The sequence below is a fragment of the Deltaproteobacteria bacterium genome, assembly GCA_016874775.1.
Classification (GTDB): Bacteria; Desulfobacterota; Binatia; order Bin18; family Bin18; genus VGTJ01.
Map to the genome: position 1 here is coordinate 1 of VGTJ01000088.1, position 24,787 is coordinate 24,787.

The window sequence follows — 24,787 nt, forward strand, 5'->3', positions numbered from 1 at the left end:
CTCCAGCTTTTCCACCAGGGCACACGTGAGCGCAGGCATACCTCCTCCTCCTTTTTCCCGGACACCCGTGCTGCCCTCTCTATCCTAACCCCTTCTTTTTACAAGACTCTAAGCGCGTTCCCCGTGGCGACAGCTGCCGCCCTCGATAGCCCTGACGGAGCGCCTGGGCTGACACGCCCGCAGTCACACAAGCCTGCTCCACGAATACTGCCACGGCTCGGTGATCAGGGCGCTCCGCCCACTGCTCTCGCCGTCTCTCCTCAGCTTCTTGCCTCACCCCCATGACAAACTCCCGCTCCCTAACCCCCGTTCATCGGTAAACGCCTGCTCCCGATGCTGACGCCGGGGTGTTTGCCGTGGACGGGTTCAAAGAGCCGTCGGACGCCGACCGCTTCATTGGCTTCCGCTGCGCCCGCTAGTCGTCCTGATGATTTGGCCCTTTGGTCCTTTGGACTTTGGCGGCGGGCGAGCGGCGGTGGCCGCTCGCCCGCCCGCGTGGAAAAACACGGAGATTCTTCACTCCGCTGCGCTGCGTTCAAAATGACACTAGCCATCGCCGCGGAGCAAAAAGCGCAATTTGTCCCCGCGCGCAGTATAAAAAGCTGAAGAGAGATGTTTCGCGGAGTTTATCCTAAGAGGCCGCCTGAGAAGTCGACCGAGGGTGTCATTGCGAGCGGAGCGAAGCAATCTTTGTCCTCTGCTCGGCTGATTCTGAGATTGCTTCGTCGCCTGCGGCTCCTCGCAATGACAGCTTATTTCTACTTTTCAGATAGCCTCTTAGATATAGTTCTTCTGATACAGATACTCCGCCATCAACACCGCGCCTTTGGCTGCGCCCATCTTGGTGTTGTGACTGACCAGCATATATTTGACTGAGTTCTCTAAAGCGCTGTCTTTGCGCAGACGCCCGACCGATGTTGCCATGCCATCTTCAGCATCGCGATCAAGTCGCGGCTGTGGGCGGAACGGATCGTCATGCACGATGATCATGTGTTGTGGCGATGAGGGAAGCGCAAGCTTGACGAATTCCCTACCGAACTCAATCATTGCCGCACGTGCGTCGTCAACTGAACAGGGATTTGCCATTGAGGCCCACACAGCTTCGGTATGACCTTCTAAAACCGCTGCACGCGTGCACGTGGCGCTGACAAGAAAATCAGCCGGTCGGATAGCGCCTTCGCCGAGCGTGCCGAGAATCTTGTGGGTTTCTTTCTCGACCTTTTCTTCTTCACCAGAAATGAAGGGAATGATGTTATCGAGCATATCGAGCGCGACCACGCCAGGTGAGCGACCAGCTCCTGATACGCCCTGCATTGAGGTCATCAGGACTTTCTTGATGCCAAAATTATCGAACAATGGTTTGAGCGTGATTGCCAGACCAATCGTCGTGCAGTTCGGTTGCGTGGCAATGAACCCTTTCCAGCCGCGATTCTTTTTCTGTACGTCGATTAAACGAGCGTGATCGAGATTCACGCCTGGAATAAAAATCGGTACATCTTGCTCATAGCGGAAGGCTGAGGCTGTACTGACAACCGGTGTCGTCTTGGCATAGAGCGGTTCTAGCTCTCGGGCCGGTTCCGATTCAACCGCTGAGAAGACGAGATCGATTCCGTTTAGATTTAACGCCGAGGCTTCAGAGACCGGAAGTGACAAGGCTTCCTTCGGAGGTTCTTCTTGACACCACCATCGGCGCGCACCAGTCTTTGGATCCCGGATGGCTTCGCCATAGCTTTTTCCGGCTGAACGTTCAGAAGCAGCCAACGCTTTTACTTCAAACCACGGGTGATTACGCAGGGCAATCAAAAATTGCTGTCCCGCAATTCCTGTGGCACCAACAACAGCAACTTGCTTTTTCATAGCGCACAAATGAACGTGAGCGCTGGGAGTTTGTCAACACCATGAAAAATACGTCATGCGTAATGTGTGATACGTAATGCGTAAAACGTAAATAGGTAAAGCGTAAAGGCGGAGTGGGATGGTTACGTATTGCGTCTTATGTTCCTAGCGGTCCTCCCGTTGACTTCATCAAGAGAACCCATAATCTTTTTCGCACGACAAGGAGCACGTATGGCTGTTGAGTATTTTGAGGACTTTGAGATTGGTGCAGAATATAAGACGCCTTCACGAACGATCACAGAAACTGACATTGTTTCTTTTGTGAACCTGTTTGGTTTCCATGAGCCGTTGTTCATTGATATGGAGTTCGTGAAGAACAACAGCATGTTTGGCAGCCGTATCGCGCCGGGGTCTTTCACCTTTGGCTTATGTGAGGGCCTGACGATTCAATCTGGCTTGGTCAAAGGTGGCATGGCGCTTCTTGGTGTCGAGGAAATGAAAATTCCTGCGCCCTTACGCTGTGGCGATACCGTGCATGTGAAGGTCAAAGTGCTGGCGAAGCGTGAGACCTCGAAGCCGGATCGTGGTATTGTCACCTCTGAACAACAAGTGATTAATCAAAAGGGTGAAGTGTTGTTGCAGTACACTGTCAACCGCATGATTCGGCGGAGGTCGAAGGCGTAGAACCGCTTCGTTTGCCTATCAATAAAATCACCCTCACCCGCAGCCGCTCTCGTGTCTGCTGCCCTCTCCCTTTAAGGGAGAGGGATAGGGTGAGGGTAAAAAGTGACAAAAGCTATGGACTCAACTCTCATTTCTCGCTTCGCCGACATCGTCGGCCCAGAAAACGTTGTTTCTCACAAGACGAATCTTTCAGTCTACGACTGCGACGGCTATACACTAGAAAAGTCGCTGCCTGAAGTCGTGGTCTTACCGCACTCAACCGAACAAGTCGCTGCTATCGTCAAATTACTCCACAAAGAAAAAGTTTCCTTTGTTCCACGTGGGGCTGGTACGGGCTTGAGTGGCGGATGCTTACCCATTGATGCTCCAGTCATGATCGGCACCAGCCGCATGAACAAAATTTTGCACATCGATGTGCGCAATCGTTACGTCGTCGCGCAAGCTGGGGTCGTCAATCTCTGGGTGAGCAACGCGGTGAAAAACGCGGGATTTCAATACGCGCCTGACCCATCGAGTCAACAAGCCTGCACGATTGGTGGCAATGTCGCAGAAAATTCTGGCGGCCCTCATACCTTGAAGTACGGCGTGACGACCAATCATGTGCTTGGTATGGAACTGGTTCTGCCAGATGGTGAGATTGTGACCATCGGCGGTATGGCTGAGGATATGCCTGGGTATGATTTGCGTGGCATCACTATCGGTGCAGAAGGAACCTTTGGCATCGTTACTCAGGCAACACTTCGTCTGACTCGCCAGCCACAATCCTATCGTACGTTCCTGGCTGTGTACGAATCGGTTCATGATTCGACACAGACGGTATCTGACATCATAGCGGCAGGGATTGTTCCCGCTGCCATCGAGATGATGGACAACTTAATTATTCAAGCAGTCGAAGAGGCGTTTCACTTTGGCTTTCCCACTGATGCTGGGGCAGTGCTCATTATTGAACTCGACGGTTTAGCAGCCGGGCTTGATCCGCAGACCACACGCATCATGGAACTGTGTAAACGCAATCGTGCGCGTGAGGTTCGTGTGGCGCGTGATGAAGCTGAGCGCACGGCGCTGTGGAAAAGTCGTAAGCGTGCCTTTGGGGCAGTCGGACGTTTAGCCCCGAACTATTGCACCCAAGATGGCGTAGTACCGCGCACGAAGGTGCCGGATATTCTGCGAACCATCACATCAGTGGCCGAGAAGTATCAATTACGTATCGCTAACGTCTTTCATGCGGGCGACGGGAATATCCATCCTATTCTGTTGTACGACGAGCGCAATGCTGACGAAACTGAACGCGTAGTGAAAGCCGGGCAAGAAATTCTGAAAGCATGTGTGGACCTGGGCGGAAGTCTGACCGGTGAACACGGCATTGGTATAGAGAAAATGGGACAAATGCCGTTAATCTTCAGCCCAGAAGATTTGCTGCTCATGAGTCGAATCCGCTCGGTGTTTAACCCGGATAGCCGTTGTAATCCAAACAAGATTATTCCCATGCCGCACGGTTGTATCGATGTGCGCATGCCCCGACGGCAAGTACCTCTTTAGGAGGTGGGGACTGGTGAAGGAACAGAACTTTGGACAATCGTGAACATTTCATCATTGATGGAAAGAAGCCGCAACAAATACTTTTTCCTGAATCCATTGAACAGATTGCGGAAACACTACGGACCGCTTCAACAGATAAGACGACAGTGACGCCAGTCGGTGAAGGTGGATTTTTGCATATTGGTGCGTTACCACGCCGTTATGAAATCGCGCTATCATTACAGAAGCTCAGTCGAGTTGTGGATTACCAGCCCACGGACATGACGGTCACGGCCGAAGCTGGAATGTCACTTGCCCGCTTGCAACAACTTCTCGGTGAGAATGGACAATGGTTGCCACTCGATCCGCCTTGCCCTGAACGCGTGACGATTGGCGGGCTGATCGCGGCAAATCTCAGTGGCCCATCGCGGTTATCGCAAGGGACAGTGCGCGATTTTCTCCTTGGCCTGCGTGTTGTTATGGCCGATGGCACGATTGTAAAAGGTGGTGGCCGAGTCGTGAAGAACGTTGCTGGATATGACGTGCCGAAGATGTACTGTGGCTCGTTTGGAACACTGGGGGTGATTGTCGAAGCAACATTCAAAGTTCGCCCTTATCCAGAGCGGCAAATGCTTTGTGCTTGTCGCTTTCCTTCTGCCGAAGGAGCCATGGACAAAGTCCTGGATTTGCTGGCGACCGAACTGCAGCCTTTCTTTGTTGAACTGACGAACTTTGATCCTAGTACGAACGGAAACGGAAAGGCCGATCCCGCGTATCTATTTGTTGCCTTCGCTGGTCTTGAGGAAGAAGTGACATATCAAGCGGCACGATTACGCGAGTTACTCGGTGAGCATGCAGGTGCATTGCAAGAATTGACTGAAGGACAAGACCAATTGGTCGCCAACGCCTTACGCGATTTTCCCCTTGCCGGTAACGCCGCTCTTCGCTGTAAAGCTAGCGTCTTGCCCACAGAGGTCGCCGGTTTCTACAAAAAGGCCGAAGAGGAAGCTGGTTTACGTGGACTCTCACTACAACTCTTGTCTCATGCAGGTAGCGGTATCATCTACGGTTGTGTCCCGCGCACGGAAGAGACCACCCAAGAGAAGGTCCTCTCATTCGTTGATTGGCTGCGTATTCTCGCTAAGCAACAGAGAGGATCGCTCATCATCGAGGACATTGATCCAGAGCTAAAGGATCGTGTGGACGTATGGGGACATGTCGGCAATTCGTTCCCACTAATGAAGCGGTTAAAAGAAATGCTCGATCCGCAAGGGATTCTCAATCCGGGGAGATTTGTGGGGGGAATATAAAACCTGGGACTAGAGACGAGAGGCTAGAGACTAGTTAGAAATTCTTTTTTCCTAGCCTCTAGCCTCTAGCCTCCAGCCTCATAGTGACAGTGTTTATGACTCAAACCAACTTTGTTAATCCAGAAAAATTCTTCGATTGTGTTCACTGCGGCTTGTGTTTGTCGTTTTGTCCCACTTACTCAGAGCTTGGGACGGAAATGGACTCCCCACGTGGCCGTATTGTCACCATGCGTGGGCTGCACGAAGGGCGGCTTGAGCTGAATGCTGAAACCGTGCGCCATCTTGATACGTGCCTTGGTTGCCGTGCGTGTGAAACCGCTTGCCCCTCTGGGGTGCATTACGGCGAACTGATCGAAGGCGTTCGTCCTTATATTGAAGAACACTACCAGCGTCCGTTCTTTGATCGCTTCAAACGCAAAGCAATCAACCTGCTGTTCCCCAATCCGCTTGGGGCACGCGTGTTTGCCTTTATGCTCAAAACCGGTGCGGCATTAGGATTCGGCAAACTCGCACGTTCACAGAATGTTCCGAAGCAGCTTCGGTATTGGTTCAGCTTACTGCCAGAACCAGGGACCGTTTCTTCTGTTACCCTGCAAGAACGCTACCCTGCCATTGGTGAAAAACGTTACACCGTTGCACTTCTCTCAGGTTGTGTGATGCCGACTATGTTTGGTGCTACCAATCAAGCAACGGTCAAAGTGCTGCAGCATAACGGGTGTGAAGTGTTGGTGCCGAAAGCACAAGGCTGTTGCGGCGCGTTGTTGTTGCACAACGGTGACAAGCCCAATGCCCTCTCCTTGGCACGTCGGAATATCGAGGTATTCAGCAAACTGAATATCGATGCGTTGATTATCAATGCGGCTGGCTGCGGCGCGATGATGAAGGAGTATGGAGAACTATTCAAAGACGATCCTATCTATCGTGAACGTGCGCTGCAGCTCTCTGCCAAGATGAAAGACGTCAGCGAGTTTCTTGGCAGCATTCCCCTTATCGCCCCGAATCGTGAGGTGCGCGCTAAGGTCATTTATCATGATGCCTGCCATCTCGCGCATGGACAGAGCGTTCGTCAGCAACCACGCGACCTGCTCAAAGCCATTCCTGGGCTGCAGATTTCCGAACTGAACGAATCCGACTGGTGTTGCGGCAGTGCCGGGACGTACAACCTCACCGAACCTGAATTGGCGACTCGCTTGCTGGAACGCAAAGTCAACAACATTACCGCGACAAACGCAGAACTGGTTGTTGCCGGAAATCCTGGTTGTCTCATGCAAATCCGTGCAGGACTGCAGCAACGTGGATTATCGATCAAGGCGATACATACGGTCGATTTGCTGGCAGAGGCGTATGGGGAACGTAATCCGTAAGGCGTGATGCGCAAACGTAGAAAAAAAGAATTCAGGAGTCAGGAGTCAGAATCCAGAAGGAAAAAGAGCTTCTCGGTTGCACGGAGTTCCTTTTCATATTCTGACTTCTGTATTCTGTCTCCTGGCTTCTTTTTCCCTCATTCTTGCTGAAAAACGACGACGACCTTTCCTTTACCTACTTCAATGAGGAGAGACTCGCCTCCGAGCGTTACTCTCTTGGAGAATTTACGACGAGTTTTTACAGCGGTTTTTGCTTCTGCTAGTGCAAAACCAGCCTTCAGGATTTCTACGAACGTCCCATATTCAGCAGCTTTGCTTTTTTCCAGCATAGACCTCACCCCCATGAAGGAAAGGCGATTACAGCAGGATGAGAAACTTGTAAAGTCCCAAATTTCTGTGAGCGGCCAGAATTCGGTCTAAGGGTCGGTGAGATCTCAGAAAAAATTTTTATGCCCCCGGCGCGATTCGAACGCACGGCCCCAGGATTAGGAATCCTGTGCTCTATCCTCCTGAGCTACGGGGGCATCTTGTTGCAAAGCGAGTGGATCTTACCAACAAGCGTTACTTCCCGACAAGTCCGCTTCCCAAAATGCCGAACAAAAACCCTTTCGCTGGATCAGGTACTAAACCGCCCATAAGCCATAGGTACACAAAGAAACCATAGAAGAGCGCCATCAACACTAATGCGACTCGCCGCCACAAAGGTGGCTGGATCTCTTTGGGTAAGAACGTGGTGTTGATATACAGGACGTGCAGCGCACTGATCACCATGACGATGCCTGCAACGTTAGCACCGAGTTGTAACAAGATGATAGGTTGTGCGAGCCGTGAGGCGATCAGTCCCCAGGTGACGATTCCTGCAAGCACGGCGTAGTACACCAGTCGCACATCGCCATCGCTCCACTGCCGCACGCGTTTGCTGCCGGTCCAGAGAATGTCGGTGACCGCGCGGACTGTTCCCTCAAGAATATCGAGCTGGGTTTTGAACAACATCCATGCGCCCATCGACGCGACCAGCAGTCCCAACACTGCACCATTCTTGGCTGACATCGCATTGGCTAATGCTGTTGCCACAGCTAGCCCACGAATATCTTCACCAGTTTGGAGAAAGGAGGTATACAAAATTGCAGGAAGCCCCATACCAAGTAAAGCGCCGATAAAGAACACGCCCCATTGATCGATCCGAACGATGCGCCACCAGCCTTGCCAACGTATTAAGCTTTCTTGTGTCACATTGAACACACTTCCTGAATGCGCAAGAAGAATGCCTTGACCGCCAACCGCGGCGGGAATGAAACCGACCACTTTGCCCATACCAAAGCCTTTGTCTCGTGCCCAATTAGACAGCGTTAAGTTGGTCACGCCACCAGCACCAGAATAGGCGGCAAACGCACTAATCAGAAACCAATCCGCACCAGGTGGGAAAAAGGCAAAAGTCCCTGCTGGTACGCTATAGCCAAAAAATCCGGCTCCTGCTTCAAACCATTTTGCACCGCTGGCAAAGAGCAGACACAGTAACGTTAATCCACCGAGAATCACGACCACAAGAATCCAATTGAGGATTTCTAAGGTATGTTCGATACGGCGACCAACCATCAGAATCGCCACACACGCAGCAAAAGTACCGACTCCAATCCAGTACACAATCGAGGCATTCGCTGGACTAGCAAGTTGGCCAGTGAACACATAAAAGAACGCACCAGCAGCAGCCCCCGCCCATGCTGGCCACCCAACTTGCAGGAAGTACATCAGGGCATAGAACCATGCCCAAAAGTTTGCATGGGGTTTGGTGCGGATGAAACCAACGACCGCGGGCTCTCCGGTGTACAGCGTGTAGCGCATCAGCTCGGTATTGAAGATCGTCTGCAACACCGCAGCAACCATCGTCACCCACAACAACGACATCCCGTATTTGACAAAGGCGGCTGGTCCTAACAGCCATTCTCCGCTGCCAATTGATGTACCAAGAATAATTGCGCCGGGACCAATAATTCCGAGCAGCCCCATGCCACGAGCAATTGGTGGTGCCGGAAGCTCGGCAACTTTCCATGGATCTAGACCCGATTGCGCTTCTTTGGTCGTTTTCTCGAAAGACACTCCCTGTGCAGCAGGCTCCACTGCCACCTCCTTTTCCCTTCACTCAGCAATAGGTCGTGACGCTACCTATCAAATGCAGTCAAGGCAAGTCTCGGGCCAGTCTAGAACTAGTCTAAGGCAAGTCTAGGCACGTCTTGACTGATTTAGACTTGCGTTGACTTGGATCGACTTGTGTTGACTGGCCCGAGACTGGTTCGAGACTGGCCTTGACTCGTTTTCGACTTCCCTGCCGTCTTGTCACCGCGTGTGGGAGCCTATACAGTAACGGCAATGGAAGCAGTTGTACCATCGCTGCAAATGCTGCAAAAAGTTGTCTTGTTGGCGCTTCCCATTCTTGTCGCGGTTGTCCTGCATGAACTTGCACATGGCTATGTCGCCTATCGTCTCGGCGATCCGACTGCTGCACAAGCTGGTCGGCTCACGCTTAATCCAATAGCGCATGTTGATCCGTTTGGCACGGTCATCTTGCCGTTGATCTTACTCGTGACAGGTGCACCGTTCTTGTTTGGCTATGCCAAGCCGGTGCCAGTGAATTTTATGAATCTCTACAAGCCGCGACGTGACATGGTGTTGGTTGCGCTGGCTGGGCCACTGACAAATCTCATCCTTGCTGCCCTCGCGGCAATGGTTCTGAAGTTCATTCTCGTGACAACCATAATGAAGGGAGGGGTTCCCCCTGACAGTACGAAGTTGCTCTTGCAACTTATTCATACCACTTTGTTGATCAATGTCAGTCTTGCGGTTTTTAACATGCTGCCTGTCCCGCCGCTTGATGGCGGGCGTGTCGCAACTGGGCTTCTGCCGCGGGCTCCCGCGTTAGCACTCGCGCGCCTTGAGCCCTATGGTATGTTGATTATCTTGCTACTCATGACCTCCGGAGCACTGGATCGCATCTTGCGACCGATGAAAGCTTTTCTTATCGGCTCCTTGTTATGAGGAAACCAAAGGGAAGTGGAATGGGGAGTGGGGTGGACAAACTCATGAGTATCCAGCACCGAACACACGGCTGTCACTTTCGATCTGACAGCTAAGGGCCTTCCTATGTTGTACCGTGTCAAACTCGATGTTTTTGAAGGGCCGCTTGACCTCCTTTTACATCTCGTGAAGAAAAACGAGGTCGACCCTTCAGACATTCCTGTTGCGATCATTACCGACCAATACCTGGCCTACATGGAGTTGCTCCAACAGCTTGATCTGGACATCGCAGGTGAGTACCTGGTGATGGCAGCGACCCTGGTACACCTCAAATCTCGCATGTTGTTGCCGGCTGATGAAAACCCAGAGGAAGACGAAGGGGAAGATCCCCGCGCGGACCTTGCCCGGCAGTTGTTAGAGTATCAGCGTTTCAAAGAGGCCGCCGAAATGCTGACCCATCGAGATCAGCTTGATCGCGACGTTTTCTCCCGTTTACCCGTCCGGGAGGAGGGGGAAACTGAGAGTGACCTTATTTATGATGTCTCGTTAGGTGACTTGCTTGACGCATTACAGGATGTGCTCAAACGTGCCGCGCCGGAGGTCGTCCATGAGGTTATTCTTGAACACATCTCCTTACGTGAACGCATTGTTGCGATTTTAGACACCCTCCGTGAACGTAGCGAAATGTTGTTTACTGAAGCCTTTCCTGCGGAGTGTACCCGCCTGCAAATCTTGACAACCTTCTTGGCGTTACTTGAACTGGTGCGGACTCGTATGGTCAGTGTCAAACAAGAAGAACGATTTGGCCCAATTACCATGTCGCTGGCTGTGAGCACGGATGCGCCGCTGCCAGAGTCGTTGGAGCATTTATGAATCCATCCGAGATCAAAGCGATTATTGAGAGCATCTTGTTCGCTGCCGGGACCCCAGTGCCACTTCGCCGGTTAGCAGAAGTTATCGGTGTGACCCAGGCCGAAGTGAAAACAGTCATGGCGCCTTTACTGCAAGAGTATGCTGCCGCCGAACGTGGGATTCGCCTCGCTGAAGTTGCTGGCGGTTATCAATTTCGTACAGCTGCAGAGTATGCAGATTACGTCAAGAAGTTCGTGCAAGAGAAGCCGAGCAAGCTGAGTCGTGCGGCGCTGGAGACATTGGCGATTATTGCGTATCGTCAGCCACTGACAAAGGCCGAGGTTGAATTGGTTCGTGGCGTTGATGTTGACGGTGTGCTGAATTCATTACTGACAAAGAAATTGATTCGTGTTGTCGGTCGCAAAGATGTCGCTGGTCGCCCGTGGGTCTATGGGACTACTCCGCAATTCCTCGAACTTTTTGGCCTCAATGACCTGAGTAGCTTACCGCCGTTACCAGCGATTCATGAACCGACGTTGAACCCCTTTAGTGAACAAGATGCCAGTAGAACGTTTACAGAAAATTCTGAGCCGAGCGGGGATCTCCTCACGCCGGACAGCGGAGACATTGATTCAATCGGGACGAGTGCAGGTGAATGGCGAAACGGTCACGCGTCTGGGGACGACAGCGGACCCACGGCGTGACACGATTCTGGTCGATCGCCATCCCCTTGTCTTTCCTGAATTCCAGTATTTTATCATCCATAAACCCATCGGATTTGTCAGCACGCTGAAAGATCCTGAAGGCCGACCAACAATTCGTGAGCTGTTGCGTGATGTACAAGATCGTGTGTATCCGGTCGGGCGACTCGATTTTAATTCGTCTGGATTGTTGTTGCTGACCAATGATGGTGCGTTGACTGAGCAGTTATTGCATCCTCGTTATCAAATTCCCCGGACGTACCACGCCAAGCTAGAAGGGAAGCCAACGCATCAAGCATTACAAGCGCTACGGAGTGGCGTTCGGCTTGATGATGGTGTGATTACCAGTCCAGCCAATGTCCGCGTATTGCGCAGCAATGAACAAAAGGTCTGGTTAGAGATCACGCTGCGAGAAGGACGGAACCGTGAAGTACGGCGGATGTGCGAAGCGGTTGGGCATCATGTCGAAAAACTGACTCGTGTATCATTCGGGCCACTGTCTCTAGAGGGCTTGCCTGTTGGTGCTTATCGGTCGCTTTCGACAAAAGAAGTGCGTGGATTAAAACAAATTGCTGGCAAGGTAAAGAACCCGTCTTGACTTCATGAGTATCCGTCGATACAAAGCCCGCACCAACGACACAGCCCACTGTGTCGTTTTCTTTTCCGCGATGCGCGGGGTGGAGCAGCCCGGTAGCTCGCGAGGCTCATAACCTCGAGGTCCTAGGTTCAAATCCTAGCCCCGCAACTTTTCTGAAGCCCTGGAGAGATTCCTCGCCCAGGGCTTTGAACTTTCTGCAGTCCGCTAATACCAGTGCCATGAAGTAGCCTTCCTATTCGTGTGAATCCAGCGGATCATATGAAGCTGAGGATAGGGAAGGAAGATCATGCTTTTTTTGCTTGTTGCTTTTTTGGCTGCCTGTGGCATGTCTCCGAGTGGAAACACCATGAATGAACAAGAACACCAATGGCAAAGTGCTCGTCAACAAATGGTGGAAGAACAACTCCGTCGTAGAGACGTGCGTGACGAACGGGTTCTTCAAGCAATGGCAACCGTTCCCCGCCACTTGTTCGTTCCTACCGTCTTACAATCTCAAGCGTACGACGATGGTCCTTTACCCATTGGTCAAGAACAAACGATCTCGCAACCGTACATCGTTGCAGTAATGACCGAGAGCCTGCGTCTGAAAGGTGTAGAGACGGTATTGGAAATCGGTACCGGTTCGGGGTACCAAGCTGCAATACTGAGTCTCTTGGTGAAACAGGTATACTCCGTTGAGATTATTCCCCAACTCGCTGAGACAGCGCGTCAACGGTTAGCCTCGCTTGGCTACAAAAATGTAGAAGTCATTGTTGGCGACGGAAATAAAGGCTGGCCATTAAAAAGTCCATATGAAGCGATTATTGTCACTGCCGCTGCTCCGCAAATCCCTCCTGCGCTGCTTGATCAATTAGCTGAAGGTGGACGGATGGTCTTACCAGTGGAAGTTGATAACGAGCAACATTTGTTACGCTTGCAAAAAGTCGATGGGAAAATAGTGCGAGAAAACTTGGGACCAGTACGATTTGTTCCGTTGGTTTCTGGCTCCAAGTCGTGAGCACTACTAGAACTATTTGCGGTTGATTTATCCTAATTCCCAGCTTTCGACCCTCACCCTAGCCCTCTCCCTAACGGGGCAGGGCCGGCGCATTAAGGAAAAAACGCAGAAAATTCGAGTATTTCTCTTGGTATTCGCATGAAGCAAGCTAAGTTTTTCCACGGTCGATATCCTTCCCCCGCTATTCCAACGCCAGGAAATTCGCGGGGTCGAGAAGCTACGTTGCCGTGTCACTTGTCTTCACGCTCCAAGTCCTTGTTTTTCCTTACGTCTTAATGCGCCGGCCCTGCCCTAACGGGGAGAGGGAACTTTGTGTGTCCTGCGATTGGAGGTGGAGAAGAACCAGGATAGGTCCAGCTGAAAACTGCTCTCGCTTTCACCCAAGTACAGGTAAAGTAAAGAAGAAGGTACTACCTTTCCCAACCTCGCTCTCGACCCAGACGCGGCCACCGTGGGCAGTGACAATTTCCTTGACCAGCGCAAGTCCAAGTCCGGTGCCGCTAATGCGTCTGGTCATCGCACTTTCTCCTCGCTGGAACTTCGTAAACAGTGACGGAAGCACCTCAGGCGCGATCCCTGTGCCAGAGTCGGCAATCGCTACTATGGCCTCGTGTCCTTCCTGGTGGGCTGACACGATGACTTCACCGCCATCAGGCGAAAACTTCAGTGCATTCGAGAGGAGATTGGCTAGCACTTGGCGGATTCTATCTGCATCTGCACGTACGGGCGGGAATGTGGCGGGAGCCAGGACTTTAACCTGATGCCGATCCGGTACCCCAGAAAACACCGCTACTGCATCGTGTAGCAATGGTAACAGATCGACTTGGCCAAAGGTGTAGTTTTGCTGTCCTGCTTCCATCCGTTGGAGATCTAAAAAGTCATTGATCAAATTCGTCAGTCGGACCGATTCCTGTTGCATGATCGTTAAAAATTCGCGTTGCTGTGCTTGCGGGAATTCTCGTTCTAGCATCAACTCCGTAACCCCACGCAGGCTCGAGAGCGGTGTGCGCAATTCATGACTCACGGTTGAGACGAGTTCGTCTTTCAAGGTATCAATCGCCTTACGTTCAGTCACATCTCGTGCATTGACAATAATTCCGCGCACAGCCTCGTTTTGCAGCAGATTCTTCCCAATAGCCTCAAGATCTCGCCATGATCCATCGTGATGCCGAAAGCGAAACTCTATTGGAACCGCTGTTCCTGGCTCATTGACGAGGTGGGCAAACTTGTCTGCCACTCGCGCAAGGTCGTCCGGATGAACGAAAGCAAGCGCATTCTTCCCGTAATTCTCTCGCGCTGTATGTCCAAGAAGACGTTCTATCGACGGGCTGCCATAGCGAATGGTGCCATCAGCATTCAGGATAACAAGAAAATCAGAGCCATTCTCAATTAAAGAGCGAAAGTGTGCTTCACTGCGACGTAGCGCCGTCACTGACTGTTCGACCATCACAAGGGCATTCTTGCGAAACACTTCGTAGAGCCAGCTCAGCAGCCAAATAAATAACACTAACGTACAGGTACCGGCCATCTGGAACCCGCGCATTTGTGAGGCAGCTAATGGTTGCGGAAACGGGTATCCTGCTTCAGTTAGGGCATACAAGAAGATCGTCTCACTCAGCACCACACCAACACAGATCCCTCCCCACGTTGGCCCGACGAGCGCTGTCGCGAGTAAAGGAATCGCGGGGTTCCACACTAACGACGCCGAGAGATAGCCCCCATTGAAATAAGCCATGAACGCGAGCGCGATGATCACCTCTAGAGAAAAGAGCATACCAGGAAGGCGGTGAGATCCAGTGGACAACAGCAGAAACGGGTTACATACAGTCAGTACGCTGCCAATAGTAAAAACCCAAGCAGTCGGGCTCATATATCCTTGGGTTCTCACTACGTGATAGAGAAACGGTTGAGCAAACAGGGTCAGGCCAAAGCAACAGGCAACAAGCAAGCGACAGCGACGCTGTGCATCTGGGTCAGCCGTATTCAACTCCGCTGGAATAAAACGATCAAGAAAATCGAAGACTACCTTCATCATAATCAGAGATTCTTTTCGGCTTGTGTGGTTCTGTTCGTGGACAGCTCCGAACACAAAGCTTGTGCCGTAAGAAGTGACACTGAAGCAAGCCCCGGAGGGAAAATCGCTCCCCAAGGAAGGCAGGAGGCTACTCCTCATGCAAAAGCAGTCCGCATTCCGTAACAGCTCCTTCCTTGCTATGATGCCGCGCCATGGCACGTGAGGGTACCTTCAAACTTATCTCTGAGTTTCAACCACAAGGTGATCAGCCGCAGGCGATTGATCAGCTCTCGGCTGGGTTGAATGAGAAGCGCACGCATCAAGTTCTCTTAGGCGTGACAGGCTCGGGCAAGACATTCACGATGGCGCATGTGATTGCGCGGGTGAATCGTCCAGCGTTAGTGATTGCGCCGAATAAAACCCTTGCTGCTCAGCTCTACGCTGAATTCAAAGAGTTGTTTCCTGAAAACGCGGTACGCTATTTCGTCAGTTACTACGATTACTATCAGCCCGAAGCGTATGTACCTTCGACAGATACCTTCATTGAAAAAGATGCGGCGATTAACGAAGAGATCGATAAGATGCGCCATTCCGCCACCAAGGCGCTCTTGGAGCGGCGTGATACGATCATTGTCGCCAGCGTCTCGTGTATCTATGGTCTTGGCTCGCCAGAGTCATATTTTGATCTGATCCTCTTTGCTGAAGAGAATACGCAGGTCGAACGCGATGCGCTGCTGCGCAAGTTGGTGAACATTCAGTACCAACGCAACGACATGGATTTTCATCGTGGGACATTTCGGGTGCGAGGCGATGTTGTTGAAGTCTTTCCAGCGTACGAAGAATCAAAAGCGTTACGGTTTGAGTTTTTCGGCGACACCCTCGATAAAATCGCTGAGATCGATCCCTTGCGCGGGAAAGTCCTACGACGCCTTGATAAGGTCGCACTCTATCCAGCAAGCCATTATGTCACCACTTCAGACCGAATGAAGAAAGCGGTGCGCGGCATTCGTGAGGAACTCAACGAGCGGCTTGCGCAGTTGCAGGGCGAACATAAATTGCTTGAAACGCAGCGACTGGAACAACGCACCCTCTACGATTTGGCGTTGCTGGAAGAGATGGGCTTTTGTCCAGGGATTGAAAATTACTCGCGTCATCTTGATGGCCGTGCCCCAGGAGAGCCGCCGTTTACCCTGTTGAACTATTTTCCTGAAGATTACGTGCTCTTTATTGATGAGAGTCACATTGCCGTGCCGCAAATCGGTGGGATGTATCGCGGGGACCGCTCGCGAAAAACGACGCTGGTCGAGTTTGGATTCCGCTTGCCCTCGGCGCTGGATAATCGCCCGTTGAGTTTCAATGAGTTTGAAAAAAGATCGCAACAAGTGATCTATGTCTCAGCGACACCAGGTGATTATGAGCGTAAGCAAAGTGATGAGCATGTAGTTGAGCAGTTAATTCGTCCGACTGGTCTGATCGATCCAGAAGTGATCGTGCGTCCTGCCAAAATTCAGGTTGATGACTTGCTTGAAGAGATCCGCTTACGCCTCGCGGCTGGCGAGCGGGTCTTAGTGACAACACTGACCAAACGACTCGCAGAAGACCTCACCGAGTATTACCAGGAGCTGGGCATCAAGGTGCGGTATCTGCATTCGGATATTGACACTATCGAACGCGTCGAAATTCTCCGCGAGCTCCGACGTGGGACATTCGATGTCTTGATTGGTATCAACTTGTTACGTGAAGGGCTCGATATTCCCGAGGTGTCTCTGGTTGCTATTCTTGATGCGGACAAGGAAGGCTATCTCCGTTCTGAGCGTTCGTTGATTCAGACTATCGGGCGCGCAGCACGGAACGTGAAAGGGACCGTCATCATGTATGCTGATAAGATGACGGATTCCATGGACCGGGCGATGAGCGAGACAGCACGTCGTCGTCGGGTTCAGTCGGCATACAATGAAGCACACAACATTACTCCCCAGAGTATTCGTAAAGCGATTACTTCACCCCTGGTGAGAGTGTACGATGCCGATTATGTCGAGGTGCCGATCGCAGCGGAAACCGAAGCGGAATATCTCTCGGCGCAGGAGCTGGCAACGCGTATCGAGCAAACCCGTAAGGAAATGAAACACGCAGCTGCGGCACTAGAATTCGAGCAAGCTGCGCTCTTGCGAGATCAATTGCACGCACTCGAACAGCAGAGTCTTGGTCTGAAATCTGGCGAGAGTGTGACAATACCGGTTGTGACAAAGAAACCAGAAAAATCAGCGCCGACCCGAGCAACGGGTGCTTCACAAAGCTCAGCGAGTCGTCGGAGTGGAAAAGCTGCAGCGCGTGGGCTTATGGCGCGGTGGCAAAAATAGGAATCGGGGGTTGGGAATTCGCGGATGGTGCAGAAAAAAGGATTGGTGGGAATCACCGCGACACTCGCTCGGGCGCGAGCGGTTCTTGAAGCAGAAGCAACTGCAATTCGTGCAATTACGTTAGACGAACATTTTCTCCGTGCCTTGCAGATGCTCCAACGCTGCAAGGGCAAAGTCGTTACCACAGGAATGGGGAAGGCCGGGATTATTGCGCAGAAGCTTGCTACAACACTGTCCTCGACCGGCACCCCGGCGTGCTTCTTACATCCCGGCGAAGCGGCCCACGGCGATCTCGGCCTTGTCACCAAACATGATGTGTTGATTACCTTCTCCAACAGTGGAAAAACGCGAGAGGTATTGGAGACCATCGCCAGAGCAAAACGGCTGAATGGCATGCACTTGATCGCGATTACTGGCCACCGTATCTCACCAATCGCTCATCAAAGCGATGTCGTGTTATGTATCGGGTCGGTCAAAGAAGCCTGTCCACTGGGTCTCACACCAACTGTGAGTACCACCGCGATGCTCGCCTTAGCGGATGCACTTGCGGTGGTATTGATGGAAAAGAAAAAGTTCACCAAAGCCGACTACGCCAAGTTTCATCACGGTGGCTATTTGGGAAAAAAGGCGAGGAAAGAAACGAAAAAGGAGTCCAGAGTCCAGAGTCTTTGAGTCTAGAGTCAAAAAAATGTTGTTCGTGGTTTTCTCGACTCCTAGACGCTAGACAGTGCTAATACCGTGTCTCGCAAATTCATTGGCGGTGACATCGTAGGGCGCGTACCACGCACCAGTCAGTTGGCGCGCTTCGCATGCCCTACAACTTTTCACGAAGTTGCGAGACACGGTACTAGAGGTCGACCTTAATACTCAACTCCCGCAGTTGCTTGGGATCAACCGTGCTGGGTGCTTGCGTCATCATACATGTGGCTTTAGCAGTCTTCGGGAACGCGATGACCTCGCGTAGAGAATCAGCTCCGGCGAATAACATCGCCATGCGATCAAAGCCAAAGGCGATGCCGCCGTGTGGCGGTGCACCGAATGACAGCGCTTCCATAAGAAAACCAAACTTCTCCTGCGCTTCGGTTTCACCAATGCCAAGGGCCGCAAACACCTTCTGTTGCACGTCAAGACGGTGGTTCCGAATACTGCCACCGCCGAGCTCTACGCCATTAAGGACGAGGTCATACGCAAGAGCGTGGGTCTTCCCAGGATTGGTCTCAAGAAGCGGAATATCCGCCTCTTGAGGTGAGGTAAACGGATGATGCATCGCTACATAGCGCTTGGCATCGGGATCATATTCCAGGAGCGGAAAATCTGTCACCCACAAGAATTGGAATTTCTCTTTCGGAATCAGTCCAAGTTTCTCACCAAGGGACAAGCGCAATCGAGAAAGCACGTCACAGACGGTTTTTTCCGTATCAGCAATCAGCAAGACAAGGTCGCCAGTTTTTAAGCCAAGTGCTGCAGCGATTTTGCCTTTCTGGTCCTCACTGACGTTCTTTGCCAACGGAGATTGCCAGCCAGCCTCGGCAAGTCGGAACCAGGCGAGGCCTTTTGCGCCGAAACTCACTGCTTGTGGGACGAGATCATCGATCTCTTTGCGTGAGAGGGAGGCCTGGGGAATCACAATTCCGCGAATAATCCCACCTTTGGCGATGACATCCTTGAAAACTTGAATATCCGTAGCGCCAAATAATTCGGTCGCCTCTTGGATTTCTAAGCCGAAACGAATGTCTGGTTTGTCATTGCCAAAGCGCGCCATGGCTTCGGTATACGTCATGCGCGGAAACGGTGTCGGTACGTCGATCCCTTTGACTTCTCGACAGACGCGGGTGACCATACCCTCGGTCAGACGGTAGATATCGTCTGGCCGAACAAAGGACATCTCCACGTCAATCTGGGTAAACTCAGGTTGGCGATCAGCGCGCAAGTCTTCGTCGCGGAAACAGCGCACGATTTGAAAATATTTGTCGAACCCGGAGACCATCAACAGCTGTTTAAAGAGCTGTGGCGATTGCGGCAAGGCATAGAACGCCCCAGGGTTGACGCGACTTGGTACCAAATAGTCACGTGCGCCTTCAGGTGTACTACGAGTGAGGAAGGGCGTCTCGACTTCTAAGAAGCCTTCGCTGTCGAAGTAATCACGCACGATCTTCGCTAGACGATGACGCAGGTAGAGATTATTGAACATTTTTGGCCGCCGCAGATCCAGATAGCGATGGCGTAGGCGCGTGTTTTCTGCCGGATCGGTTTCATCTTCAATAGGAAACGGCGTAGTCCGCGCAGAATTAAGCACTCGTACTTCATCCGCCATTAACTCGACCCCACCGGTCGGTAAGTTGGGATTGATCGTTTCTGGGGATCGCGGGCTCAGTCGACCACGCACCGCCAACACATACTCCGTGCGGACATCCTTGGCGGTTTCGTGTGCAGGTACGCTTACCTGCGGATTACAGACAACTTGGAGAAGGCCAGAGCGATCGCGCAAGTCGATAAACGTCACCCCGCCATGATCTCGCCGAGCGTGCACCCATCCCATCACAGTGAGTTCTTGGCCCACGTGGGTCGGTCGCGGTTCTCCACAATAATAGCTTCGTTGCCAACTTCCTAACGATTCCACAGAAACAGTCCTCAGCTTTCAGTTTTTAGTTTTCAGCCATCAGCTTTCAGCGGTCAGCTCTGAGAAAAAACTTGACCTTCAGGCGTAACACCCGACTGGAAGTTTTATTCTGGGCTCTTTGGCTGATAGCCGACAGCTGATAGCTGATAGCGTATTTCACGAATTCCCACGAATTGCGTTGATCAGCGCCTGCGCAGGAAGTGCCAGGTCAACCGCCATAGGCCGATCCGCTCTGGTTTGCATATCACGAACCGTGCCTTTGCCAGCATTTACTTCATTCTCGCCGAGAATAAGCACATGGCGGGCATTGAGTTTATCTGCACGCCTCATCTGCGCTTTGAGGCCGCGACCACCACCTTCAAGCTCGATCCGATACCCTTCTTGTCGCAATCGTCGCGCCAGAGCAAATGCCTGTCCTTCGGCTGCTTCGCCCAACGGAGCGACGAAGACATCAGGACCAGTTTGGAGGTTACGCTCCTGCGCCTGCAACAGCATGATCAAGCGCTCAACCCCTATCGCGAAGCCGATGCCAGGGATCGCCGGTCCGCCCAGTTGTTCGACGAGCCCATCATAGCGACCACCACCACAGACAGCATTTTGCGATCCGAGACCGTGGGCGATGATCTCAAATGAGGTCCGACAATAGTAATCTAACCCACGCACCAGGCGAGGATTCACGGTGATCGTGACATTCTCCTGACGAAGACAGGTTTCGACTTTGGTGAAATGTGTCCGACACGGCTCGCAGAGAAAATCTCTCAGCACCGGTGCATCTTTGGTGGCTTCACGGCACCCAGGTTCCTTACAGTCAAGGATACGCAAGGGGTTGCGGTGGAGTCGGTTATGGCAATTGCCACACAGCTGCGCGAGTTTGCTCTCACCAAAGGCTTGCAAGCTCTCACGAAACCGTGGACGACACACTGGACACCCTAGTGAGTTGACATCTACCGAGACCTCAAGCTGCAAGGCTTTGAACAAGTCATTGAGCATGAGCAGCAGCTCGGCATCGATCAGCGCATCATCACGCCCTAAAATTTCTGCGCCAATCTGATGAAACTGGCGATAGCGACCCTTTTGTGGTCGCTCACGACGAAACATCGGACCGATATAGAACAGTTTCGACACGGGTTCTTTATGATGCACACTGTGCTCAATGTAGGCGCGAATCACCGATGCGGTGCCTTCTGGTCTCAACGTCAGGGAAGATTCATCGCGATCGATGAATGTATACATCTCTTTTTCAACAATATCCGTGGTTTCGCCGATCGCGCGGGCAAATAGCTCGGTCTTCTCGATGATCGGGACAATGATCTCCGAGAAGCCATAGGCGGCAAAGGAAGTCCGTGCCTGAGCTTCAAGTACCTGCCACAAGGCAGTTTCTTCCGGCAATATGTCGCGAAACCCTCTCACTGCAGCAATGTTCATGTCACCCTCGTGAAAGGGGCTATTGTGTCAGAGGGGACAGAAGCAATCAATGAGGAAGCGAGCCTGAGAAGGGAGCCTTGCACGGAAAATAATCAGACTCCACGTGCGAGGCCTTTCCGCACTTGAAGGATTGATGGGGGACTACCCGTCTGACTTTTTTGATCGATCAATAGCTGCGGAAGCTTGGTCGAGTTCGCGTTCCCACTGTCGTGTACTAAGCTGAGTCTTGATCCTGGCAATAAGATCGCGATTATTGACTGGCTTGACGACGAACTCACTGACGCCCAAAGCCATTCCGGCAGACCTGGTTGCCATATCATCTTTTGCAGTGAGCAAAATAATCGGTGGCGTGGGAGCGACCTGTTTTAAATGACGGCAGACTTCGAGGCCATCCATTCCAGGCATCATAACGTCGAGGACGATTACATCTACAGTGTGGTGACGAATAAGCTCAAGACATTCTTGCCCACTATATGCACGTAGGGCGGTAAGGTTATGTTGAGCAAGAAGGCGGGCAATAATATCCACCGCATCCTTGTTGTCGTCCACCACAAGCACAGTAGCAGAGGGTGCTGAAGAAGGCTGTGCTTTGTCCATGGTCATTGTGAGTCTCTCCTATGGTGCAAGTGCTGAGCTACTCTCCTCAGTGAGAGAAAGTAGCGCTGTCCCGCTTTTCTTACGACGTAGTTTGGCAACTAATGTCGTACGTTTCAAGCCGAGCATTTGCGCTGCTGCGGTCTTGTTACCGTTTGTCCTCCGTAGGGCCTCATCAATGAGACGGCCCTCAAATTGTTCAAGAACTTCACGGAGATTAACTTCCCCATCACTGAAATCAGGATGAGGCAGCTTTTTCTCTGAAATAAAGGAACGTACATGGGGGGGGGAGATCTTCAGGGATGAGCAACCCGGTGTCGCTGAGAATTGCCATGCGCTCGACGAGGTTTTCCAGTTCTCTGACGTTACCGGGCCAATCGTACTCCCAGAGATAGACCATTGCGTCGTCCGAGATCTGCAGGGCGTTGCTATATTTATGCCGATTCTTGTCTAAGAAGTAGCGGACTAATAACGGAATATCTGAGCGGCGTGCTCGTAGTGGTGGCAAGTGAATCGGAATGACCTGCAGTCGATAGAAGAGATCTTCGCGGAAGGTCCCTTTCTCCACTTCTCGATTCAGGTCTTTGTTGGTAGCAGCAATTACGCGGACATTGACGGCTGTGACACGGTCCGCACCAACAGGCCGTATTTCTTTGCTCTGTAGGACTCTGAGTAACTTGGCTTGCAGACTAATAGGCATCTCGCCAATTTCATCAAGAAAGATGGTGCCGTGATCAGCTAACTGAAACATCCCGATGCGAGAAGACGACGCCCCAGTAAACGCACCGCGAACATGGCCAAATAATTCGCTCTCAAGTAACTCTTCTGTAAGGGCAGCGCAGTTGATGGCAACAAATGGATGCGTCGCGCGTGCACCGAGGTTGTGAATCGAGCGTGCCACTAATTCTTTTCCCGTGCCACTCTCTCCAGTAATTAGAACGGTAGCATCGGTGGTAGCCACTCGATGAACCATTGCATAGATTTTCTGCATGAGTGGATGTTCACCAATAAACAGCGGAGGAGGAACCATAGCTGGCATACTCATAAATCATCAGTTCTTAGTGACAACAGTGCTGGTATATTCCAAGAGGAAGGGTGAAATGCCGGAGTGTGACATAGAAGGAAGTCGCGTATGCCATCGGGAAAGTATCCTGACTGTTTCTCTGGAAAGCCCCACGAAGCGAATCCTGTACCCAAGGTACCATAGGTGTTTTGCGCCAGTCAAAGTGAGCTGTTTCTCCAACGACGGATAGAAGAGTTCACCACTCGTTATGCGAACCTCACTAGCTGATGAGATAACCCCTCTCTTCACCAAAAACTCTCACAAACCAAAAGCGCAGGTCAAGGTCCTATCCGCTTCAGACAAATAGGCCGTGACAGAACATTGACAGAGGACACGATATATTACGAAGAAAAGTCACTTTGTGTGAATTGCACTTCTGACCTCCGCTTCGTTTGCTTCAGGTGGTTTTGTTTCTTCTTTCCTCTCTCCATTTCTATGTCGGCACTTAGGCTGTAGAACTGTATTACGGATGCCCACAAATCAATATATTTGGTTCCGTACTCTTTCTTCCACAATATGTTGTGGTTTTCCGTGTTGACAGAAGACTTTGCTTTCAAACCCACGGCCATTTGTTCCGATGCCAGTGAAAGAAGGGTGTGATCTAGGTGTAAAGGGCAGCAAAACTTATGTGAAATTGCCCCAGAGAAAGAAAAAGGTAAATCTTACCCCTTGGCAAAAACTGGCACTTTTTTGCCGCCTCTGTAGAGTACCGATTTTTATCAGGATTTTATCTTAGCAAGGTCAATGATTCCTTTTGTTCCGTTATTTTTTTATCAATCTCTTTTTAGACTCATAAACAAGAGGTAGAAAAACATCTTCATCATTAATATCTTTCGTCGGTAAACTTTAAGTAAGGGATGAATGGCATATGGATTGCTCTACTCTCGCTTGTTCGCATTGCTAATAATCGAACGCGAAAAAAATATACACCAGACGGGGGGTATATAGGGGATGGCACTTGTCGCCGCAAAATCCGGAAAAACCGCTACCAGAAAAGGCAAAGTCCTGCTCTTGGAAAATCACACTCCTAAAAAGTTGCGTGCAAGTCAGACGTCTCAAAGTCAGGAGAAAGAACAACGTCGGGATAAGAAGAACAATCAAACTGAACCAGTGGCCAAACTAGAAGCAACCGCTACGAGTCAGCCACTGGAGAAGAAAACGCGCGACGAAATCCTTGAAGCTCATATGCCTTTGGTTCGCCTCGTCGCTGAACGTATTCACCGCCGTCTACCTCCAGGAGTCGATCTCGGTTCGCTCATCCATTCGGGTATTGTCGGACTTCTTGAGGCGCTACAGCGCTATGACGAACGGCGTGGGGTCGCATTTCAGACATATGCACGTTATCGCATTCAAGGGGAGATCATGGAATACCTGCGCTCGCTCGACTGGGTCAGTCGTTCGGTGCGTGCGTGGGGCCGAAAAATGGCCGTTGCTCGTACTCGCCTTGCTGGCCGCTTAGGAAGAGAGGCGTCGCCGGAAGAAATGGCTTCAGAGCTCGGCGTACCGCTTCCAGAATACTACCGTGTTGATCAAAAAGTGAGTGAAGCGACTCTTCTGAGTCTTGAAGATTTAACTCCGGCATCTGAAGAAGAGTGGCGGAAAACGCAAGAGGAATTTGGGGCCCGCTCTTTCAAAGATCCACTTGCATCGGTTGAGGGAAAGGAACTCGTGGAAAAATTAACTGCTGCGATTGAGACGCTTCCTGAACGCGAGCGCTTAGGCATGGGCAAGAATTAAGTTACCGATTAAGAGCGAGGAAGAAGCGTATAGTTCCAATCGCCATGAAACTTACCGGGTTTGATATTGAGCGCTTGAAACTCATCGTCGGAGACCTGTAGG

19 protein-coding genes, 2 tRNA genes and 1 pseudogene are annotated in these 24,787 nt (G+C 51.5%); 13 read left to right on the forward strand and 9 right to left on the reverse strand.

What is annotated here, in order from left to right:
- Positions 1-777: 777 nt before the first annotated feature.
- A complete protein-coding gene (gene asd / locus FJ147_15515; GenBank protein ID MBM4257295.1) occupies positions 778-1,857 on the reverse strand; it encodes an aspartate-semialdehyde dehydrogenase in 1,080 nt (359 codons plus the stop codon).
- A 138-nt stretch (positions 1,858-1,995) separates the two neighbouring features.
- On the opposite strand from asd, the gene FJ147_15520 reads away from it, so the two are divergent.
- The 4 genes from FJ147_15520 (at position 1,996) to FJ147_15535 (ending at position 6,712) form a co-directional block, all read left to right on the forward strand.
- On the forward strand, positions 1,996-2,520 hold the full coding sequence (locus tag FJ147_15520) for an acyl dehydratase (protein MBM4257296.1): 525 nt from the start codon (positions 1,996-1,998) through the stop codon (positions 2,518-2,520).
- Between the two features lie 114 nt (positions 2,521-2,634).
- The gene (locus FJ147_15525) at positions 2,635-4,059 is read left to right on the forward strand and encodes an FAD-binding protein (protein MBM4257297.1); all 1,425 of its coding nucleotides are present in this window, start codon (positions 2,635-2,637) and stop codon (positions 4,057-4,059) included.
- A 29-nt stretch (positions 4,060-4,088) separates the two neighbouring features.
- The gene (locus FJ147_15530) at positions 4,089-5,348 is read left to right on the forward strand and encodes an FAD-binding oxidoreductase (protein ID MBM4257298.1); all 1,260 of its coding nucleotides are present in this window, start codon (positions 4,089-4,091) and stop codon (positions 5,346-5,348) included.
- Between the two features lie 95 nt (positions 5,349-5,443).
- Positions 5,444-6,712 carry a 4Fe-4S dicluster domain-containing protein gene (locus FJ147_15535; GenBank protein ID MBM4257299.1) on the forward strand — a complete coding sequence of 423 codons (1,269 nt, stop codon included), beginning with the start codon at positions 5,444-5,446 and terminating at the stop codon, positions 6,710-6,712.
- Positions 6,713-6,849: 137 nt separating this feature from the next.
- Here FJ147_15535 and FJ147_15540 read toward each other — a convergent pair whose 3' ends face one another.
- From FJ147_15540 to FJ147_15550, 3 genes are all read right to left on the reverse strand, one after another.
- Positions 6,850-7,041, reverse strand: a complete 192-nt coding sequence (locus tag FJ147_15540; GenBank protein ID MBM4257300.1) for a hypothetical protein — start codon at positions 7,039-7,041, stop codon at positions 6,850-6,852.
- A gap of 121 nt (positions 7,042-7,162) precedes the next feature.
- A tRNA-Arg gene (locus tag FJ147_15545) sits at positions 7,163-7,236 on the reverse strand.
- Between the two features lie 37 nt (positions 7,237-7,273).
- Entirely contained in the window at positions 7,274-8,830 is a 1,557-nt protein-coding gene (locus FJ147_15550) for a hypothetical protein (protein ID MBM4257301.1), read from the reverse strand.
- 249 nt (positions 8,831-9,079) lie between these two features.
- On the opposite strand from FJ147_15550, the gene FJ147_15555 reads away from it, so the two are divergent.
- From FJ147_15555 to FJ147_15580, 6 genes are all read left to right on the forward strand, one after another.
- Positions 9,080-9,745, forward strand: coding sequence for a site-2 protease family protein (locus tag FJ147_15555; protein MBM4257302.1), 666 nt, complete (start codon positions 9,080-9,082; stop codon positions 9,743-9,745).
- Between the two features lie 105 nt (positions 9,746-9,850).
- Positions 9,851-10,597 (forward strand): segregation/condensation protein A, encoded by a 747-nt coding sequence (locus tag FJ147_15560; GenBank protein ID MBM4257303.1) that lies wholly within the window; start codon positions 9,851-9,853, stop codon positions 10,595-10,597.
- On the forward strand, positions 10,594-11,280 hold the full coding sequence (gene scpB, locus FJ147_15565; GenBank protein ID MBM4257304.1) for an SMC-Scp complex subunit ScpB: 687 nt from the start codon (positions 10,594-10,596) through the stop codon (positions 11,278-11,280). Before FJ147_15560 ends, scpB begins: the two co-directional genes overlap by 4 nt.
- Entirely contained in the window at positions 11,135-11,875 is a 741-nt protein-coding gene (locus FJ147_15570) for an rRNA pseudouridine synthase (protein MBM4257305.1), read from the forward strand. Before scpB ends, FJ147_15570 begins: the two co-directional genes overlap by 146 nt.
- A 73-nt stretch (positions 11,876-11,948) precedes the next feature.
- Positions 11,949-12,022, forward strand: a tRNA-Met gene (locus FJ147_15575).
- Between the two features lie 199 nt (positions 12,023-12,221).
- Complete coding sequence (locus FJ147_15580; protein MBM4257306.1) at positions 12,222-12,872, forward strand: protein-L-isoaspartate(D-aspartate) O-methyltransferase; 651 nt, start codon at positions 12,222-12,224, stop codon at positions 12,870-12,872.
- Between the two features lie 376 nt (positions 12,873-13,248).
- Here FJ147_15580 and FJ147_15585 read toward each other — a convergent pair whose 3' ends face one another.
- Positions 13,249-15,045 carry a PAS domain S-box protein gene (locus tag FJ147_15585; protein MBM4257307.1) on the reverse strand — a complete coding sequence of 599 codons (1,797 nt, stop codon included), beginning with the start codon at positions 15,043-15,045 and terminating at the stop codon, positions 13,249-13,251.
- Positions 15,046-15,098: 53 nt separating this feature from the next.
- Here FJ147_15585 and uvrB point away from each other — a divergent pair, with 53 nt between their 5' ends.
- On the forward strand, positions 15,099-17,246 hold the full coding sequence (gene uvrB, locus FJ147_15590; GenBank protein ID MBM4257308.1) for an excinuclease ABC subunit UvrB: 2,148 nt from the start codon (positions 15,099-15,101) through the stop codon (positions 17,244-17,246).
- 24 nt (positions 17,247-17,270) lie between these two features.
- Positions 17,271-17,918 (forward strand): SIS domain-containing protein, encoded by a 648-nt coding sequence (locus tag FJ147_15595; protein MBM4257309.1) that lies wholly within the window; start codon positions 17,271-17,273, stop codon positions 17,916-17,918.
- Between the two features lie 175 nt (positions 17,919-18,093).
- On the opposite strand, the gene aspS is transcribed toward FJ147_15595, so the two are convergent.
- From aspS to FJ147_15615, 4 genes and pseudogenes are all read right to left on the reverse strand, one after another.
- Positions 18,094-19,866 (reverse strand): aspartate--tRNA ligase, encoded by a 1,773-nt coding sequence (gene aspS / locus FJ147_15600; GenBank protein ID MBM4257310.1) that lies wholly within the window; start codon positions 19,864-19,866, stop codon positions 18,094-18,096.
- A 156-nt stretch (positions 19,867-20,022) separates the two neighbouring features.
- Positions 20,023-21,291, reverse strand: a complete 1,269-nt coding sequence (locus FJ147_15605) for a histidine--tRNA ligase (GenBank protein ID MBM4257311.1) — start codon at positions 21,289-21,291, stop codon at positions 20,023-20,025.
- 141 nt (positions 21,292-21,432) lie between these two features.
- Positions 21,433-21,894 (reverse strand): response regulator, encoded by a 462-nt coding sequence (locus tag FJ147_15610; protein ID MBM4257312.1) that lies wholly within the window; start codon positions 21,892-21,894, stop codon positions 21,433-21,435.
- A gap of 12 nt (positions 21,895-21,906) precedes the next feature.
- Positions 21,907-22,915, reverse strand: a pseudogene (locus tag FJ147_15615) (AAA family ATPase).
- A gap of 984 nt (positions 22,916-23,899) precedes the next feature.
- Here FJ147_15615 and FJ147_15620 point away from each other — a divergent pair.
- Positions 23,900-24,685 (forward strand): sigma-70 family RNA polymerase sigma factor, encoded by a 786-nt coding sequence (locus FJ147_15620; protein ID MBM4257313.1) that lies wholly within the window; start codon positions 23,900-23,902, stop codon positions 24,683-24,685.
- Positions 24,686-24,787: the final 102 nt, after the last annotated feature.